General features: G+C 67.5%; 16 protein-coding genes. 9 read left to right on the plus strand and 7 right to left on the minus strand.

Annotated elements, in window-relative coordinates; all coding sequences use genetic code 11:
* Positions 1-35: 35 nt before the first annotated feature.
* Positions 36-944 (plus strand): acyl-CoA thioesterase II, encoded by a 909-nt coding sequence (locus C6A86_RS12425; RefSeq protein ID WP_105366198.1) that lies wholly within the window; start codon positions 36-38, stop codon positions 942-944.
* Between the two features lie 82 nt (positions 945-1,026).
* Entirely contained in the window at positions 1,027-3,369 is a 2,343-nt protein-coding gene (locus C6A86_RS12430) for an arylsulfatase (protein ID WP_199196434.1), read from the plus strand.
* A gap of 3 nt (positions 3,370-3,372) precedes the next feature.
* Here C6A86_RS12430 and C6A86_RS12435 read toward each other — a convergent pair whose 3' ends face one another.
* From C6A86_RS12435 to C6A86_RS12455, 5 genes are read right to left on the minus strand one after another with little or no spacing between them, the layout of a single operon-like run.
* Positions 3,373-4,194 carry a mycofactocin-coupled SDR family oxidoreductase gene (locus tag C6A86_RS12435; protein WP_105366196.1) on the minus strand — a complete coding sequence of 274 codons (822 nt, stop codon included), beginning with the start codon at positions 4,192-4,194 and terminating at the stop codon, positions 3,373-3,375.
* Positions 4,191-5,753, minus strand: coding sequence for an NAD(P)/FAD-dependent oxidoreductase (locus C6A86_RS12440; RefSeq protein ID WP_105366195.1), 1,563 nt, complete (start codon positions 5,751-5,753; stop codon positions 4,191-4,193). Before C6A86_RS12440 ends, C6A86_RS12435 begins: the two co-directional genes overlap by 4 nt.
* Positions 5,750-6,337: a TetR/AcrR family transcriptional regulator gene (locus C6A86_RS12445; RefSeq protein ID WP_105366194.1), complete on the minus strand. Its 588-nt coding sequence runs from the start codon at positions 6,335-6,337 to the stop codon at positions 5,750-5,752. Before C6A86_RS12445 ends, C6A86_RS12440 begins: the two co-directional genes overlap by 4 nt.
* Positions 6,338-6,370: 33 nt before the next feature.
* The gene (locus tag C6A86_RS12450; protein WP_396835148.1) at positions 6,371-6,913 is read right to left on the minus strand and encodes a DinB family protein; all 543 of its coding nucleotides are present in this window, start codon (positions 6,911-6,913) and stop codon (positions 6,371-6,373) included.
* A complete protein-coding gene (locus C6A86_RS12455) occupies positions 6,910-7,806 on the minus strand; it encodes a neutral zinc metallopeptidase (RefSeq protein ID WP_105366192.1) in 897 nt (298 codons plus the stop codon). Before C6A86_RS12455 ends, C6A86_RS12450 begins: the two co-directional genes overlap by 4 nt.
* An 82-nt stretch (positions 7,807-7,888) precedes the next feature.
* Here C6A86_RS12455 and C6A86_RS12460 point away from each other — a divergent pair, with 82 nt between their 5' ends.
* A complete protein-coding gene (locus C6A86_RS12460; protein WP_105366191.1) occupies positions 7,889-9,364 on the plus strand; it encodes a carboxylesterase/lipase family protein in 1,476 nt (491 codons plus the stop codon).
* Here the strand turns inward: C6A86_RS12460 and C6A86_RS12465 are convergent.
* Positions 9,361-9,852 (minus strand): SRPBCC family protein, encoded by a 492-nt coding sequence (locus C6A86_RS12465; RefSeq protein WP_105366190.1) that lies wholly within the window; start codon positions 9,850-9,852, stop codon positions 9,361-9,363. The two genes, C6A86_RS12460 and C6A86_RS12465, sit on opposite strands and share 4 nt — an antisense overlap.
* Positions 9,853-9,970: 118 nt before the next feature.
* Here C6A86_RS12465 and aspS point away from each other — a divergent pair, with 118 nt between their 5' ends.
* The 4 genes from aspS to C6A86_RS12485 all read left to right on the plus strand — a co-directional run bounded on the left by aspS (position 9,971) and on the right by C6A86_RS12485 (position 14,600).
* Positions 9,971-11,743: an aspartate--tRNA ligase gene (gene aspS, locus C6A86_RS12470; protein ID WP_105366189.1), complete on the plus strand. Its 1,773-nt coding sequence runs from the start codon at positions 9,971-9,973 to the stop codon at positions 11,741-11,743.
* Positions 11,744-11,793: 50 nt separating this feature from the next.
* Positions 11,794-12,660 carry a DUF4436 family protein gene (locus C6A86_RS12475; RefSeq protein ID WP_105366188.1) on the plus strand — a complete coding sequence of 289 codons (867 nt, stop codon included), beginning with the start codon at positions 11,794-11,796 and terminating at the stop codon, positions 12,658-12,660.
* A 28-nt stretch (positions 12,661-12,688) separates the two neighbouring features.
* On the plus strand, positions 12,689-13,150 hold the full coding sequence (locus C6A86_RS12480) for a nitroreductase family deazaflavin-dependent oxidoreductase (RefSeq protein ID WP_105366187.1): 462 nt from the start codon (positions 12,689-12,691) through the stop codon (positions 13,148-13,150).
* Positions 13,151-13,235: 85 nt separating this feature from the next.
* Positions 13,236-14,600: a hypothetical protein gene (locus tag C6A86_RS12485; RefSeq protein ID WP_105366186.1), complete on the plus strand. Its 1,365-nt coding sequence runs from the start codon at positions 13,236-13,238 to the stop codon at positions 14,598-14,600.
* Between the two features lie 15 nt (positions 14,601-14,615).
* On the opposite strand, the gene C6A86_RS12490 is transcribed toward C6A86_RS12485, so the two are convergent.
* Positions 14,616-15,800, minus strand: coding sequence for a thiolase family protein (locus C6A86_RS12490; RefSeq protein WP_105366185.1), 1,185 nt, complete (start codon positions 15,798-15,800; stop codon positions 14,616-14,618).
* Positions 15,801-15,898: 98 nt separating this feature from the next.
* Between C6A86_RS12490 and C6A86_RS12495 the strand changes: the two genes are divergently transcribed.
* Together C6A86_RS12495 and C6A86_RS12500 are read left to right on the plus strand one after the other, a co-directional pair.
* Positions 15,899-16,396: a helix-turn-helix domain-containing protein gene (locus C6A86_RS12495; RefSeq protein ID WP_105366184.1), complete on the plus strand. Its 498-nt coding sequence runs from the start codon at positions 15,899-15,901 to the stop codon at positions 16,394-16,396.
* 160 nt (positions 16,397-16,556) lie between these two features.
* Positions 16,557-17,900, plus strand: coding sequence for a hypothetical protein (locus C6A86_RS12500; protein ID WP_105366183.1), 1,344 nt, complete (start codon positions 16,557-16,559; stop codon positions 17,898-17,900).
* Positions 17,901-17,925 lie beyond the last annotated feature (25 nt).

The raw sequence follows: 17,925 nt of genomic DNA on the forward strand, positions 1-17,925 counted from the left end.
GTTACCGTTTTTGTAGAGCCGCCAGGAAGGGACGCATGACGACATCGGACAAGACAACAATTTCGGACCAGACGCCCGAACAGGTGCTCTGGACTCTCGAGGGATTGCTCGAGCTGTTCGCTCCGCAACCCGACGGGGAGAACCGCTTCATAGCTCAGACCGGTCTCGCCGGTGCCGACGATCGTCAGGTGGTGGAGGGGACCCAGGTTCTCGCCCAGGCCATAGTCGCTGTGGCACAGAGATTTCCGGGCAAGTCGGTGCGTTCGGCCTATGCGGTGTTCGCCCGTGTGGTGCTGGTCGGCCCGCCGGTGGAACTCGACATCGACGTGGTGGCCGAGGGCCGTTCGACGGCCACCGCGGTGGTGACCGCCTCGCAGAACGGCAAGCGGTGCATCACCATCACCGTGCTGGCCGATGTGCCCTCCGGTGACGTCATCCGGCACCAGCTGCCGCGCCCGGACGTCACCGCACCAGCGGACGCGAACGAGGGTGCGATGCCGATGACCGGCAGGCAGCTGAAGCTCGTCGACGTCGTCGACGTCAACAGCCCCGACGAGGTCGGCCCGCCCGAACTGTTCGCCTGGCTGCACTACGATCCGATCCCGGCCCGGGACGACCTGGCCAAGGCATTGATTGCGTATTTCACCGGACACCTGGGGATTTCAACGACCATGCGCGCACACGCCGGTATCGGCACCGCACAGGCACATCTGACGGTGTCGACCGCACCGATGACCATCTCGGTCAGCTTCCACGAGCCCGTGCAGTGGCAGGGCTGGCTGCTCTACGGCCACGAGAGCACCCAGGTCGGTGCCGGCATGTCCTACGTGCGCGGCACCGTGCACACCGAGGAGGGCGAGTTGCTGGCGTCATTCAGTCAGGACGCGCTGATCCGTCCGCTGCGCACCACCGACACCGGCATCAAGGAGCAATCCCGGCTGTAGACCCGTCGTGACATTCGGCTGACGCCAGATCGTCACCGACGTAGGGTTCCGTCAGATTTGTTCGGCTGATGGGATGGGTGATATGAGTCTGGCGCGCGAGCAACTGCCCATCCCCGACACCAAGTACGTCGGGCTCACCACGTACGACGCCAAGGATCCCAACACCAAATACCCGCCCATCCGGGAACTCCGGCCGCCCGCCGGCGCGCCGAATGTGCTGATCGTGTTGATCGACGATGTCGGTTTTGGAGCGTCCTCGGCGTTCGGGGGTCCGTGCCAGACGCCGGTGGCCGAACGACTGGCCGCGGGCGGGGTGAAGCTCAATCGTTTCCACACCACCGCGCTGTGCTCGCCGACGCGGCAGGCGCTGCTGACCGGACGAAACCACCACTCGGTGGGCATGGGCGCCATCACCGAGATGGCGACGTCGGCGCCGGGCAACAACAGCATCCGGCCGAAGGACAAGGCGCCGATCGCCGAAACCCTGAAACTCAACGGATATTCGACGGCGCAGTTCGGCAAGTGTCATGAGGTGCCGGGCTGGGAAGTGACGCCCGTGGGCCCGTTCCATCAGTGGCCGACCGGATCGGGTTTCGAATACTTCTACGGCTTTGTCGGCGGCGAGGCCAACCAGTACTACCCGGGGCTCTACGAAGGCACCACCGCGGTCGAGCCGCCACGCTCACCCCAGGAGGGCTACTCGCTGACCGAGGATCTGGCCGACCACGCGATCACCTGGGTGCGGCAGCAGAAGGCGCTGCTGCCCGACAAACCGTTCTTCATGTACTTCGCGCCCGGCGCCACCCACGCCCCCCACCAGGTGTCCGAGGAATGGTCGGACAAGTACAAGGGCAAGTTCGACGACGGCTGGGATGTGTTGCGGGAGAGAATCATTGCCGAACAGAAGAAGCTCGGCGTCGTTCCTGGCGATGCCGAACTCACCGCCAGGCACGACGAGATCCCCGCCTGGGATGAGATGCCCGAAGAACTGAAACCGGTGCTGGCGCGGCAGATGGAGATCTACGCAGGCTTCCTGGAGCAGACCGATCACGAGATCGGTCGACTCGTCGACGCCATCGCCGAACTCGGATTCCTCGACGACACCCTGATCTACTACATCATCGGCGACAACGGCGCCTCGGCCGAGGGCACGCTCAACGGCTGCTTCAACGAGATGACGACCCTCAACGGAATGCCGGGGATCGAGACGCCGGAGTTCCTGCTATCCAAGATCGATGACTTCGGCACACCGGACGCCTACAACCACTACGCGGTGGGTTGGGCACACGGGCTGTGCACCCCGTACCAGTGGACCAAGCAGGTGGCCTCGCACTGGGGTGGTACCCGTAACGGCACCATCGTGCACTGGCCCAAGGGTGTCACCGACACCGGTGCGGTCCGGTCCCAGTTCCACCATGTGATCGACGTGGCACCGACGATCCTGGAGGCGGCCGGGCTGCCGGCGCCGACCCTGGTCAACGGGATCGCGCAGGCACCGCTGGAGGGGGTCAGCATGCTCGGCACGCTGCAATCCGCCGAAGCGGCCGAGACCCACGAAGTCCAGTACTTCGAGATGATGGGCAACCGCGGCATCTACTTCCAGGGCTGGACGGCGGTGACCAAACATCGCACACCGTGGAAGGCCGACACCCCGCCGCCGTTCGACGACGACGTCTGGGAGCTCTATGCACCCGACGACTGGACGCAGGCCCGCGATCTCGCCTCCGAGAAACCGCAGAAACTGGCCGAGCTGCAACGGCTCTGGCTCATCGAGGCGGTCAAGTACAACGTGGTCCCGCTCGACGACCGCGGTTTCGAACGCATCAACCCGGATATCGCGGGCCGCCCGCAGCTGATCCGCGGCAACACCCAGTTGCTCTTCGACCGGATGCGGGTCAGCGAATGGTGTGTCCTGACCCTGAAGAACAAGTCGTACTCGGTGACCGCGAATATCGTGGTGCCCGAGTCCGGGGCCAACGGTGTCATCATCACCCAGGGCGGCAGCGTCGGCGGGTGGTCGTTGTATGCGCACGAGGGCAGGCTCAAGTACTGCTTCAACTTCTTCGGAATCGAGCACTACATCACGGCCGCCGACGAGCCCATCCCTGCCGGTAGACATCAGGTGCGAATGGAGTTCGCCTACGACGGCGGCGGTTTGGCCAAGGGCGGTGACGTGACGCTGTACTACGACGGGAAAGCCGTCGGCGCCGGTCGCGTCGAGCGGACCATCCCGATGGGATATTCGGCCGACGAGGCCTGCGATGTGGGCTCGGACACCGGATCACCGGCCTCGCCGGATTACGGTCCGACCGGCAATCGTTTCACCGGCCAGATCGACTGGGTGCAGCTCGATATCGGCGAGGACAACCATGACCACCTCATCACCGCACAGCAGCGATTCAACCTCGCGATGGCGCGCCAGTAGGCCTCACACCTTCAGATAGCCCTTGTCCGCCGGGATCTGGGCGGCCGTGACCAGCGACGAGCCGTCACCGGCCAGCCACAGCACGATATCGGACACCAGATCCGGTGCGGCCAGCGAATCGGTCGGCAGCGCGCCCGGCGAGAAGCTGTGGATGTAGGTCGGGTTGTCGGCGAACATCTGGTACATGGCCACGTCATTGCCCATCGGGGTGTCGGTGCCGTAGGGATGCACCGAGTTCACTCGGATGCCGTACGGCCCCAGTTCGACGGCCAGCGAGTTGGTCAGCGCCACCACCCCGAACTTGGTGGCGCAGTAGTGTCCGCAGCCGGGCACCGCCTTGATGCCCGCCGCCGAACTGATGTTGATGATCGAGCCGCCGTTGCCGGCCTCGATCATCGGTGGCACGACGGCCCGGATGGTGTTCCACACACCGGTCAGATTGGTGTCCAGGGTGTCCTGCCACTGCTGCGGCGAGATCTCCCACAGCCGGCCCCAGTTCAGCACCCCGGCATTGGCGACCACGATGTCGAGCCTGCCGAACTGCTCGACGGTGTCGGCGATGACCCGCTGCTGTCCGTCGGCGTCGCGGACGTCGACCTCGCGGGCCAGGATCTTGCGGCCTTCACCCTCGACGAGGGCGACGGTCTCGGCGAGGTCGGCGGCGGTCGCCGGAGCGTACCCGTTGCTCGCGGCGACCGGCCCGCACGCGTCGATGGCGACGATGTCGGCGCCGGCCCGGGCCAGCCGGACACAGTGCGAACGGCCTTGTCCGCGAGCGGCTCCGGTGACATAGGCAACGCGTCCGGCCAGTGGCAGGTCGGTCATGCGGGCTGCTCCTCGGTCAGTGCCGGCACACTGCGCCGGCTGTATCGGTAGTCATCGAGCGGACCGCGGCGGGCGAACCGCCGTGACGCCGTGATGGTTTGCGGCCGGTGGTAGACGGTCTCGCCGCGCGAATTGATGAAATAGGTGCGCAGGCCCGGATTGCAGGCGGTGAAGTACAGATGCGCGGTCTTGCCACGCCGGGCCATCGCGGCGTTCCAGCGGTCGAAGGCCTCCCCGGTGACCGCCGCGACCTGGCAGCCCTGCCGGCGGGTCTGTCCGATCACCCGCGCCGCGTGCCGGGCCATGGTCTCGACGAAATCGCACCACGCGAAGCCGACGAACCCGTGCGGACCCACGATCTCCCACCGGTTCGGGAGCCGGGGATGGGCGGTGCCGGCATAGCTCGCCAACCCGTGGGTGCGGTAATGCTCGGCGAGGTCGAAGCCGTCGGTACCCAGAATCGTTCCCGGGCGGTAGGTTTCGGGATCGGTCCACAGTTCGTAGCCGGTGGCCGCCACCAGCAGGTCGGCGGGGCGATGCACACCGTCGGCGGTCTGCACACCGTCGCGGGTGATCCGCTCGATGGGTGTGGTGATCAATCGGGTGTTCGGGTTGTTCAGTGCGCGGAAGAACGCACTGGAGATGACCGGCCGTTTGGCGACGATGCCGTAGTCGGGCACCAGTGCGGTCCGGGTGGCCGGGTCACGCACGGTGCATGTGAGCAGCAGCCGGTACAGCGCCCGGCAGTAGGCGTCGTACATCGGTATCAGCCGCACCAGGATCCGGTCGGGGAGCCGGGAGAAGACGTGCACGATCGGTGCGATCATCGCGGCGTCCATCAGCAGGCGCCCGGCGGCGTTCACCGTCGCCAGTACACCGGGAATGCGCAGGATCCGCCGTAGGGCCGGGGGCAGATCGAAGTCGATCTTGGGCAGCACCCAGGCCGGCGTGCGTTGATAGATATCGAGCTGCCCGGCCTCGGCGGACAGTGCGGCCGAGATCTGCACTCCGCTGGAGCCGGTGCCGATCACGGCGATGCGTTTGCCTGCGGTGACGTAGGAGTCGTCCCAGGCGTTGGGCCGCAGGATGGTTCCCGCGAAGTCCTCGGCGCCGTCGATGTCGATGTGTTGTTTGGCGTTGACATAGCCGCCCACCGAACTGATCAGGAAACGCGCACTCAATTCGGGCCGGCCCGCGATGGTGAGCCGCCACAACCCGGCGGCGTCGTCCCAGCGTTGTCGGGTGACTTCGGCACCGGTGATCAGGTGGTCGTAGAGACCGAGTCGGGTGGCGGTGTCGCGCAGGTATCGGTAGAGCTCCGGGCCGGGCGCGAACAGGCGTGACCAATCGGGGTTCGGCGCGAACGACAGCTGATACCAGAGGCTGGGGATGTCGACGGCCAGGCCGGGGTAGTGGTTGTCGCGCCACGTTCCGCCGAAATCATCTCCGCGTTCGATGATCACGAAATCATCGATGCCCTGACGCCGCAGATAGTGGGCGGAGGCGATCCCGCCGGGGCCGGCGCCGATGATGACCACCTCATGATCGGGATCGTTCACGTGGGTCTCCCGTTGAGTCCGTCGATGATGTGGCCGGCCACGAATGTGCGCACCGCCCGTGGGCTGTCCAGATTGACGCCCATCGGGGGGAGCAACTCGAAACTGAAGAGCACCCGCACGATCCATTCGCCGGCCCGGGTGGGATCGAGTGTGGCACCGACCTCGCCGCGGCTCTGGGCGGCCTTGACCCGCTGCCGCCACAACGCCACCGCCCGGGTCACCAGGTCGTCGCCGATATTGCGCAGCAGCAGCACCAAGATGCTCTCGTTGATTCCGTCTGCGGCAACGAAATCCGAACGCCTACGGTGTGCACAGATGAGCACCGCCGCGGCAGCCACCTGATCAGCCAGGGTGTCGTGGCGGTCCACCTCGGTGGCCATGGCGTCGACGAAACGTGCTGCCAGGTGCTCGAGCGCGACCGTGATGGCGTGGTCGCGGCTGCCGTACGCGTTGTGCACCGTGCCGCGAGATACCCCGGCGGCCTCGGCCACGGCGGTCAGGCTGAACTGGCGGGGGCCCAGTCTGCGCAGGGTGTCCGCGGTGGCGGCGAGCAGCGCCGGTGAGCGGGAACCGGTGCGGGACATGTTGGACACATTAGTCAGATGTGTGCAATGTGTTCAGGAAATTCCGGAAACTGTCCCGGACACGTCCCAGGCGTGATGGACGATATCGTGCAGGTGGTATACGGCGATGGTGGCGACGGTGAATTCGCTTCCATTGCTGCGTAATCCACGTCGGTTCCAGCCGTCATCGGATACCCGGTCGTAGCGGTCGGCGACGGCGGCCGCCGCGTCGCACAGTTCGCCGGCGACCACCCCGGGATCCTGAGACCCGTAATCGTCGGCGATCGCGGTGGCATCCTGGTCCCAATTCGGGAACAGCGGATCGGGTTCGGTCAGCATCAACTGCACGCGGTGATCGAAGATGCGGTGCACGTCCCGGATGTGACAGCCGTATTCCAGGTGCGACCACACCCCGGGCGCCGGACGGACCCGGACGCCGGGTTGCGCCAGGCGGGTGACCCAGCCCGCGGCGTCACGGCGGATGCGCCCGGCGACGCCGGTGGGGTGCACGGTGGCGGGGTCGAAACCACAGTCCGGGCAGGGCCGGGTCAGTACCCAGGTCCAGTCCTTGTCGTCGGGGACGATGCCTTCGGTCACAATGCGCCGGGGGCGAAGGTGTCACACTGGTTGGGGTCACCGGTCCGGTAACCCTGGGTGAACCACTTCTGTCGCTGCTCGGAGGATCCGTGCGTCCAGGCCTCCGGATTCACCCGGCCGGTGGCCTGCTTCTGGATACGGTCATCGCCGACCGATGACGCGGCCGAGAGCGCATCGGCAATATCTTTGTCGCTCAACGGTTCCAGGAACGTGACGTCGGTGCCTTCCTGCTTGGTGATGGCCGCGTAGTGGGCCCACACCCCGGCATAGCAGTCGGCCTGCAGCTCGGTGCGCACCCCGCCGCCGGTGGGGCCCTGCGGATCCTGCTGGGCGCGCCCCAGCACGCCGAGCAGATTCTGCACATGGTGTCCGAACTCATGAGCGACGACATACTCCTGGGCCAACGGGCCACCGCTGGAACCGAATTGATCGCGCAGGACATCGAAGAAGTCGGTGTCGAAATAGGCGGTGCGGTCGGCCGGGCAGTAGAACGGACCCACCTCGCTGGTGGCCGGGCCGCAACCGGTATCCACCGACCCGGTGAACAACTGCACCTGCGGCCGTTGATACCCCTGCAGCTGCTGGGCCCATACGGCGTCCACCGAGTTGCCGGTGGCGATCACCCGGCACTGCACGATCGCATTGGCGTCCGCGCCGGTCTTGCACTGGTCCAGGTCGAACCCCGGTGCGGAAACCCCTTCGGTGTCATACCCACCGCCCTGGGTCTGCGGCATCACGCTGCCGGGGTCCACCCCGAGGAAGAGGGCCACCACGATGATCAACAACCCGCCGAGACCGCCACCGACGGCGATGCCCCGTCCGCCTCCACCGCGTCGCCCGCCGCTGCTCGACGTGGTGCTCGTGTCGATCTGCATACCTTCGTTGAAGGTCATCGTTGCCCACCAACCCCATCTGCGTGCCGGCACTCGTCGCCTGGCACAGGCCGGGCTCAGCTTTCCACACTACGATTGCGAGGTGCCCCCTGTCGCCGAACTGACGACGATCGTGGAGACGGCGCACGGGCTGCTCCGAGGCACCACCGACGGTGCGGTGGGAGTCTGGCGCGGCGTCGATTACGCCGAACAACCCGTGGACGCGCTGCGCTTCATGGCGCCCCGCCCGCTGCAGCCGTGGCCGGGGGTGCGCGACGCCATCGATCACGGCCCGCTGCCGCCGCAGGGTCGCTCGTTCGTGGGCGGCGGCCGCGACGACCCGAAGATTCGGGACGAAGCCTGCCTGACGGTCACCATCTGGTCACCCGATGTGTCCGCATCGTTGCCCGTGATGGTGTGGATCCCCGGTGGCGCGTTCGTGTATGGCGCCGGTCAACTCCAGCTCTACAACGGCTCCCGGTTGGCGGCCAACGGCAACGTCGTGGTGGTCAACGTCACCTACCGTCTCGGCGTCTTCGGCGGATTCGAGCTCGGCGATCTCGGGCCCGGTTTCGACGACAACCTCTGTCTGCGTGATCAGCTCGCGGCACTGCGCTGGATCCGGGAGAACATCGGGGCGTTCGGCGGGGACGCCGAACAGGTCACGGTGTTCGGTGAATCGGCCGGCGCGACCTCGGTGCTTGCGTTGCTGGCCAGCCCGGCCGCCGAGGGCCTGTTCGACCGGGCCATCGCGCAGAGTCCGGCGCTGCCGCTGATCGCCGACCGGGAGAGCCGGGCACGTCAGTCGCACGCGTTCCTCGCCGAACTCGGCGTCGGCATCGACGAGCTCAAGGCGCTACCCCAGCGCAAGCTGCGCCGGGCGGCCGGTCAGATCCAGCTGGAGAGCGCGGCCCAGACACCCACCCTGGCCTACGGACTGACCCACGGGGTCGACCTGCTGCCGCTTCACCCGATCGATGCGGCGCGGCTGGGGCGGGTAGCCACAACCCCATTGATCATCGGGACCAACAGCCACGAGGCGTCGATGTTCGCCTGGGGCAAGCCACCCATGTTGCCCACCACGGCCGCCGGCATCGACGGCTTCTTCGCGCGCCGGGCCCCGCAGGCCAGGGACCGGGTGCTGGCCGCGTACCCGGGATTCCCGCGCAGGCGGGCGTTGATCGATTTCGGTTCCGATGCCATGTTCGGCGCGCCCACCTGGGCGTTCGCCGATGCCTACAGTGCCGATGCACCCACCCACGTGTACCGCTTCGACCACACCACCTGGACGCTCAAGGCGCTGGGTCTCGGCGCGACACACGGCAGTGAGATCGTGCACATCCAGCACAGCTACGGTTCCTACCTGGGGCGCAAGCTGCATCCGCTGGGCCGGCGGGTGCAACCCTCGGTGGGCAGACGGATGCAGCGCACCTGGCTGGACTTCGCCACCGACGGCCGGAGCGTGTGGCCGCGCTATGACGCCGAAGCCCGGCGCACCCTGGTGATCCGCTCGACGCGCGATGTCACCGTCGAGGACCCCGATGCGATCCGGCGCGCGGCCTGGGACGGGGTGTACTAGCCGTAATGCCGGTCGGTGTAGCGGCGCAGGTTGTGCAGGAACCGCTGAAACATCCACGCCATCACCGGTTTTCCGGCCGACATGCCCAGCCGGGCGGCGGTGCCGTTCGGCTTCATCGCCATCACCCAGGTCAGGTGGCACCCGTGCGCGGTCGGCACGATCCAGTAGTCCTCGGCGAAAGCCGCGATGCTGGTCGTCGACGCATCGTTGAAGCGAAAGGCCATGTGGCTGTGAGGCTCCCAGGCGAGGAACTCTTCATCGCCGATGATCCCGCCACGCATCGTGACGGTACGGGTGGTGCCGATGTCATAGGGCTGCGGGCTGGTCCAGGTCACGTCGGTGATCACGCTTGCCCACTGTGGCCACGACCCGGCGTCGGAGAGCACCTCGAACAGCTGCTCGGGGGTGACGGTCAGGTCGACGGTGCTGACGAAGCGGAACGGGGCATCGGAGATGAAATCCAGGTCGACGCGCTCGCACGGGTACATTTTCGCCACCCGCTGACCCTAGCCGGGCTCGTGACCAGCCGCGGACTGCGGTCGCTGGTGCCCGCACCCACCCCATTAGACTGGGCTGTCGTCTCACCCATCGTCATGAGGAGTTTTTGTGCTGCGCAGCCATGCCGCCGGATCGTTACGGTCCACCGACGCCGGTCAGACGGTGACCTTGGCGGGCTGGGTGGCGCGTCGGCGCGACCACGGCGGTGTCATCTTCATCGACCTGCGCGATGCGTCCGGGACATCTCAGGTCGTCTTCCGGGACGCCGCGGTGCTGGAGCAGGCGCACCGGCTGCGCGCCGAGTTCTGCGTCGCGGTGACCGGTGTCGTCGAGGTGCGCCCCGAGGGCAACGCGAATACCGACATCGCGACCGGTGACATCGAGGTCAACGCCACCGAGCTGACGGTGCTGGGGGAGAGCGCACCGCTGCCGTTCCAGCTCGACGAGACAGCCGGCGAGGAGGCCCGGCTGCGCTACCGCTACCTGGACCTGCGCCGCGAAGGCCCCGGACAGGCAATCCGGTTGCGGTCCAAGGTGAATGCCGCCGCCCGTGGCGTACTGGCCGAGCACGACTTCGTGGAGATCGAGACCCCGACGCTGACCCGCTCGACCCCCGAGGGCGCCCGCGACTTCCTGGTGCCCGCACGTCTGCAGCCCGGCTCGTTCTATGCGTTGCCGCAGAGCCCACAGCTGTTCAAGCAGCTGCTGATGGTGGCGGGGATGGAGCGCTACTACCAGATCGCACGCTGCTACCGCGACGAGGATTTCCGCGCGGACCGCCAGCCCGAATTCACCCAGCTCGACATGGAGCTCAGCTTCGTCGAGGCCGATGACGTCATCGCGATCTCCGAAGAGATCCTCAAGGCGCTGTGGGCGTTGGTGGGCTACGACCTGCCGACGCCGATCCCGCGGATCAGCTACGCCGACGCGATGCGCCGGTTCGGTTCGGACAAGCCCGATCTGCGCTTTGCGGTCGAACTCGTGGAGTGCACCGAATACTTCTCCGACACCACCTTCCGGGTCTTCCAGGCCGACTACGTCGGTGCCGTCGTGATGGCGGGCGGGGCGTCCCAGCCGCGCCGCACCCTCGACGGTTGGCAGGAGTTCGCCAAGCAGCGCGGGCACAAGGGCTTGGCCTACGTACTGGTCGGCGAGGACGGTGCACTGGGTGGCCCGGTCGCCAAGAACCTCACCGACGCCGAGCGCGACGGACTGGCCGCCCACGTCGGCGCTAAGCCCGGCGACTGCATCTTCTTCGCGGCGGGTTCGGCCAAGGCCGGCCGGGCGCTGCTCGGCGCGACCCGCATCGAGATCGCCAAGCGCCTGGACCTGATCGATCCGGCCGCCTGGGCGTTCACCTGGGTGGTGGACTGGCCGCTGTTCGAGGCCGCCGACGACGCGACGGCCTCCGGCGATGTCGCCGTCGGCTCCGGCGCCTGGACCGCCGTGCACCACGCATTCACCGCGCCCCAGCCGCAGTCCGAGGCCACCTTCGACACCGAGCCCGGCACCGCACTGGCCAACGCGTACGACATCGTCTGCAACGGCAACGAGATCGGCGGCGGGTCGATCCGTATCCACCGCCGCGACGTTCAGGAGCGGGTCTTCGCGATGATGGGCATCGATCACGACGAGGCTCAGGACAAGTTCGGATTCCTTTTGGACGCCTTCACCTTCGGCGCCCCGCCGCACGGCGGTATCGCCTTCGGCTGGGACCGCATCACCGCGCTGCTGGCCGGGGTCGACTCGATTCGTGAGGTCATCGCGTTCCCGAAGTCCGGCGGTGGGGTGGACCCGCTGACCGATGCGCCTGCGCCGATCACCGCGCAGCAGCGTAAGGAGGCGGGCATCGACGCCAAGCCCGGCGCCGACGCCAAGTAGTCGTTCGCAAACGCCTGCCGACGGGTCCGCGGCGGGGCTACGATCCGCGCGTGCAGCGCGCGGGGGGTCAGTCGTCACGACGAGTGACGGTGCTGACCTCCGTCGTGATCGTGGCCGTCGTGTACGTCGCCTCACTCATCGGGTACAGCGTGCTGGAGCAGCCTCCCGCACAGTTCGAGTTCCCGGAGGCCGCGGCGAGCGCGGAGACCGCCGTCATCGTGCGGCTGCGTCAGGTGGACACATCGGAGAACCGGCTGGTGATCGACGTGCTGGTGCATCCGGGCACGCAGCTGCAGGCCGACCCACCGGACCAGTATGTGGTCCGGCTGAGCTCGTGGACGGACTCCGGCGAGCTCATCTACCTCCACGACGATCTGGTGGGTAACGAGCACACCACCTCGTTGGTGGCGGTCGGCGACCCGGACGAGTGGCCGTTCGACAGCTATGTCACCGACACCATCGGCATGCAGCTCTTCGCCGGCAGCGGCGACGATCAGCGCCCGATCGCCGCGCCGATCGTGGTCGGCGGCGGCGTCAACGGATGGGTCATCGACAGCCGATTGAGCACGGTCGGCTCACCCGGTGCCACCGGGCCGGCCGTGGAGTTCGAGCTGCAGCGCACCCGCGAGGCGCTGGTGCTCATCGCCGGCATCCTGCTGGTGCTGCTTGCGCTGCCCGCGGCGGCGCTGTTCGTGGCGATCGAGACCGTCCTCGATCGACGCAAGCTGCAGCCGCCGTTCATCACCTGGTTCGCGGCGATGCTCTTCGCCGTGGTGCCGTTGCGGAACGTGCTGCCCGGGGCACCACCGGCCGGCGCCTGGATCGACCTCGCGGTGGTGGTCTGGGTACTGGTGGCCCTGGCGGCGGCGATGGTGCTGTACATCATTGCGTGGTGGCGACAGACCCGGCCGGAATAGACGCCGGGGCGGAAAGGCTGACTTGTTCATGACCGAATCCCAGGACGATCTCGACAAGAGCAAGCTCGTTGCGGACACCGCGGCACTCGACGCTTTCAACCGCGGCGTGGTCGAGGAGTTCCGCGCCAACGCGGGCAAGGTGGGCGGCCCGTTCGAGGGTGCCACCCTGGTCCTGCTGCACACCGTCGGCGCCAAGTCGGGCCGGCCGCGGCTCTCACCGCTGGCCTACCTCGAGATCGACGGCAAGGTGCTCATCGTCGGGTCCTATGCCGGTGCGCCGACCCACCCGGCGTGGGTGCACAATCTGCGGGCGGAACCGAAGGCGCATATCGAGATCGGCACCGACGCCTATAACGTGACCGCGCGCGAACTGCCCGACGACGAGCGTGACGCGACCTACCCGAAGATCGTCGCGGTGGCCCCGGTGTTCGCCGAGTACCAGGCCAAGACCTCGCGAGCCATCCCGCTGTTCGAGCTGGTGCGCGCCTGAGTTTGCCGAAGTGCGGTCGTTGACGGTGTCCTGACCGTACGCTCACCTGCGACTATCGAGCTTGTGTGTGCTGCGGGGAGCTGACATGGGAAACACCGGTGCGCCGAACACCGTCGACTACATGGACCACGCGTCCTATGTGGCGCTGCGCGCGCTGCGGCGCGGGCCGGTCGGGCAATCGGTGTGGATCTACGAACGCGGTGTCGACCTGGACGGTCTGCGCCGTTTCCAGCGCAACCTGGGACACACCCTGCTGGGCCGCCGGATCGAACGGTCGCCGCTCCCGTTCGGCAGACACCGCTGGGTGCGCAGCGCCGGACCCGACAGCATCGAGGTGGGCACCGTCGAGCGGGCACGCTGCGAGGTGTGGCAATGGGCCAACGAGCGCGCCAAGATACCGGTCGATCCGGAAACCGGGCCGGCCTGGCATCTGGCGGTGCAACCGCTGGCCGGTGGCGCCTCGGCGGTGTCGCTGGTGTTCTCGCACACCATCGCCGACGGCGCCGCGTCCACACTGTCGATCGTGTCCGCCGTCGAGGGCCACGCGTGGCAGCTGGGATACCCGGAGCCCGGATCGCGCACTCTCGGCCGGGCGCTGCGTGAGGACCTCGGCGCCACGGCCCGCTTGCTGCCCGCACTTCCGTCCTCGCTGATCGGGACGGTGCGGCTGCAGCGTCAGCAGGCCGCGGCCAACCCGAAGGCCAAGACGAAGGCCAAGACGGCGAAGGCCAAGAAACCTGTCGCGACGTCTCGCTCGCGGGAGCCGGTCACCGTGCCGATGGTGGCGGCGAGCGTCGATGTGGAGACCTTCGATGCGAAGGTGGCCGAACTCAGCGGCACCCGGAACGCGTTCGTGGCCGCGCTGGCCGCCCGGCTGGGCCACGCCCTGGGCCGGGTGGACGACGACGGGATGGTGACGCTGATCTTCCCGGTGAGTGAACGCACCGAGAACGACACCCGCGGCAACGCCCTGAATGCCATCACGGTGACCGTGGACCCGGACACCGTGGTCGTCGATCTCGGGCCGCTGCGCAAGGCCGTCAAGGACGCCCTCATCGGGATGGCGGCGAGCAGGGACGCCATGATGGCGCCGCTCCCGCTGATCCCGTTCGTCCCCAAGTTCCTGATGGCCACGGTGGAAAAGGCCGTGCTGCAGGAGGGGCAGCCGATCGGCTGCTCCAACGCCGGTGACATGCCACCCGCGCTGAGCCGGATCGACGGCACCGAGGCGGACTTCTTCATCGGGCGGATGATCGAGAACGGAGTCACCGAAGCCGCTTTCGCGCGCCGCGGTGGACACCTGGCGCTCGGCGTCACGATCTCGAGCGGCACCGTGGCGATCAGCATCGCGTCGTGGAAGGTCGGTGGTCCGAACTCGGCGCCGGCCCTCGCGGATGCCGTCGCCGCGGCATTCGCCGACTTCGGGCTGGCGCCGAAGATCGAATGGTGATCGCGCTGAAAATGCCTAGAGCCGTTCGATGATGGTGGCGTTGGCCATACCGCCGCCCTCACACATCGTCTGCAGGCCGTAGCGGGCGCCGCGCTGGTGCAGCGCGTTGACGAGGGTGGTCATGATGCGCGCACCGCTGGCCCCCAGCGGGTGGCCGATGGCGATGGCGCCGCCATTGGCGTTCACCTTGGCCAGGTCGGCGCCGGTATCGGCGGCCCAGCTGAGCACCACCGGCGCGAACGCCTCGTTCACCTCGAACAGGTCGATATCGGCCAGCGTCAGTCCCGCGCGTTGCAGCACCTTCTGGGTGGCCGGGATGACGCCGGTCAGCATGTAGAGCGGATCGGAGCCCACCACGGTGGTGGTGTGGATTCGGGCCAGCGCTCGCAGACCCAGCCGTTTGGCGGTCGCGCCGCTGGTGATCATCACCGCGGCGCTGCCGTCGGACAGCGGCGAGGAGTTGCCCGGGGTGATCTCCCAGTTGATCTGCGGGAAGCGGGCCGCGTACGCCTCGTGGTAGAACGCCGGCCGCAGACCGGACAGGGTCTCCGCGGTCGTCCCGGGGCGAATGATCTCATCGGTGCTCAGCCCGGCGATCGGTGCGAGTTCGGCGTCGAACAGGCCGGCCTTGGTGGCGGCCGCCGCCTTCTCGTGGCTGCCCGCGGAGAACTCGTCGAGCTGGGCCCGCGACAGGTTCCACTTGGCGGCGATCAGTTCGGCGCTGATGCCCTGCGGGACCAGGCCCTCGGGGTAGCGGGCGGCCATGTCCAGGCCGAACGGGTCGCTGCCGGGCAGTACCGAGGAGCCCATCGGCACCCGTGACATCGACTCGACGCCGGCCGCGATCACGATGTCGTACGCCCCGGCGAGCACGCCCTGAGCGGCGAAGCTGATCGCCTGCTGGCTGCTGCCGCACTGCCGGTCCACGGTGGTGCCGGGCACCGACTCGGGAAATCCGGCACCCAACAGCGCATTACGCGCGATGTTCACCGACTGGTCGCCGACCTGCGTCACCGCTCCGGCGATGACGTCGTCGACCAGGGTGGGGTCGACACCGGTTCGTGTGATCAGCTCGCGCAGGCTGTGGGCCAGCAGATCGGCCGGCAGCACGCCGTGCAGCGCGCCGTTGGCCTTGCCCTTGCCGACCGGTGTCCGTACCGCGCCGACGATGACCGCGTCCCGATCTGAGAATCCCGACATGTCTGCTCCTCGAAAGAACTCGTCGCTGAGTACTGCTCTCTATACTTAGATCCAACACCTAGGTCTAGTAACAACAACCCAGCTTCGGAGTGATCTTTATGACAGTGCTGCAGGGTCCGCTGGCCGATCGTGACGCGTGGTCGGCGATCGGGGAGTGCCCGATCGAGAAGGCGATGACCGTCGTGGGCCAGAAGTCGGCGATGCTGATCATGCGGGAGGCCTATTACGGCACAACCCGATTCGACGATTTCTCCAGGCGGGTGGGCATCACCAAGGCGGCGACGTCGGCACGGCTGTCCGAGCTCGTGAGCGCAGGTTTGCTGGAGAAGCGTCCGTACCGCGAATTCGGGCAGCGGGAGCGCCAGGAGTACGTCCTCACCCGGGCCGGCGTCGACTTCATGCCGGTGGTCTGGTCGATGTTCGAATGGGGTCGCAAACACCTGCCCTACAACGGCCGGATGGGGCTCACCCACCTCGGCTGCGATGCCGATGCCCACGTCGAGATTGTTTGCGAAAAAGGACATTCCGTGCCTTTTGACGAGTTGGGCATGCGGCTGATCCGCGCCGGTGGAGGGCCCGCGCAGGCGCGACCGTAACCGCGCACCGTCGACGGTTTCGGGTTAAAGTCATCCGACTTCCGTGCATAGCCGCCCGCGATATTGACTAATTCGTTAAAATCCGTTCGCTACGTCGATCAGGTGTACGGGGGGCCCGCACATGGCGATGGATATTCCGTGTCAAGAGAGGCCCCGGCAAATGACGTACCCGGCTGACAACACGCTCGCCTACATGGACCAAGGCTCCTATCTCGGTTTGCGGGCCCTGCGGCGCGGACCGGTGATCCAGTACTCGTGGATCTACGAGCGCGGCGTGGACATGGACGGACTGCGGCGGTTCCACCGCAACCTGGCCGACGGGCTGCTGGGCAGGCTGGTCGAACGATCGTCCATCCCGTTCGGTAGGCACCACTGGGTGTCCTGTGGTGAACCGGGCGCCATCGACATCTCCGCGGCCGAGCGCCGCCGCGACGAGGTCTGGGACTTCGTCAACGAACGCGCCGATGTGCCGGTGGACCCCGAACACGGCCCGCCGTGGCATATCGGGGTGCAGCCGCTCGTCGAAGGTGGCGCGGTGGTCACCCTTGTGGTGTCGCACACAGTCGCCGACGCCGGCGCCCTCATCGAATCGATCACCCACGCAGTGAACGGCACCGGCCGCGATCTGGACTATCCCGCTGCCAGGTCCCGCCCTCGCGCATCGGCCCTGCGGCAGGACGCCCGCACCACCCTGCTCGCGCTGCGCGACGTTCCGTCCGCGGCGCTGGGTGCGGTGCGCATCGCCCGTGCACAGTCCGCGGAACTGTCCGAATCGGCCAGGGCCGCCGCACCCGTCTCGGCGGTACGACACCCGCAGCAGCCCGTGCACCTGCCGACCATCTCGGTGCGCGTCGACCAGACCGAGTGGGAGTCCCGCGCCAGAGCACTCGGCGGCTCCAGCAATGTGCTGCTGGCCGGTATCGCAGCGCGGATCGCCACCATCGTCGGCAGGGTCGACGCGGAAGGAAAGGCGATGTTGTCGCTGCCGGTCAGTGAACGCGTCGACGGTGACACCCGGGGCAACGCGCTCAACACCATCACGGTGATGGCCGACGGGGAGCGCTCGCCGGTCGACCTCAGCGAGATCCGGGCCGGCATCAAGGCCGCGCTCACCGAACTGGCCGGCAGGCGCGAGTGGCTGCTCGCTCCGCTGCCATTGGTCCCGTACTCCCCGAAGTTCCTGCTGCGCCGCCTGGAGAAACTGGTTCTCAAGGTCGGCAAGCCCATCGGATCCTCCAACAGCGGCCAGCTGCCCGACGAGGTCAATCGTCCCGATGGGACGCCGGCGGACTTCTTCGTGGCGGGCTCGCCGGAGCCGGGGCTGACCGCGGGCGACCTGGAGCGGATGGGCGGCCGGATGCTGGTCGCCGCGGGCACCGTCGGGGGTGCGGTATGCATCTCGGTGGCGTCCTGGGAACCGGGCGCACCGAATACCAAAGAGGCCCTTATGCAGTCGGTCAAAGAAGCGTTCTATGATTTCGATCTGACCGCGGTGATGGAATAGCGGCCGCAGGCACGCACAATGCGAT

The organism is Mycobacterium sp. ITM-2016-00316, assembly GCF_002968335.2.
Lineage (GTDB): Bacteria > Actinomycetota > Actinomycetes > Mycobacteriales > Mycobacteriaceae > Mycobacterium.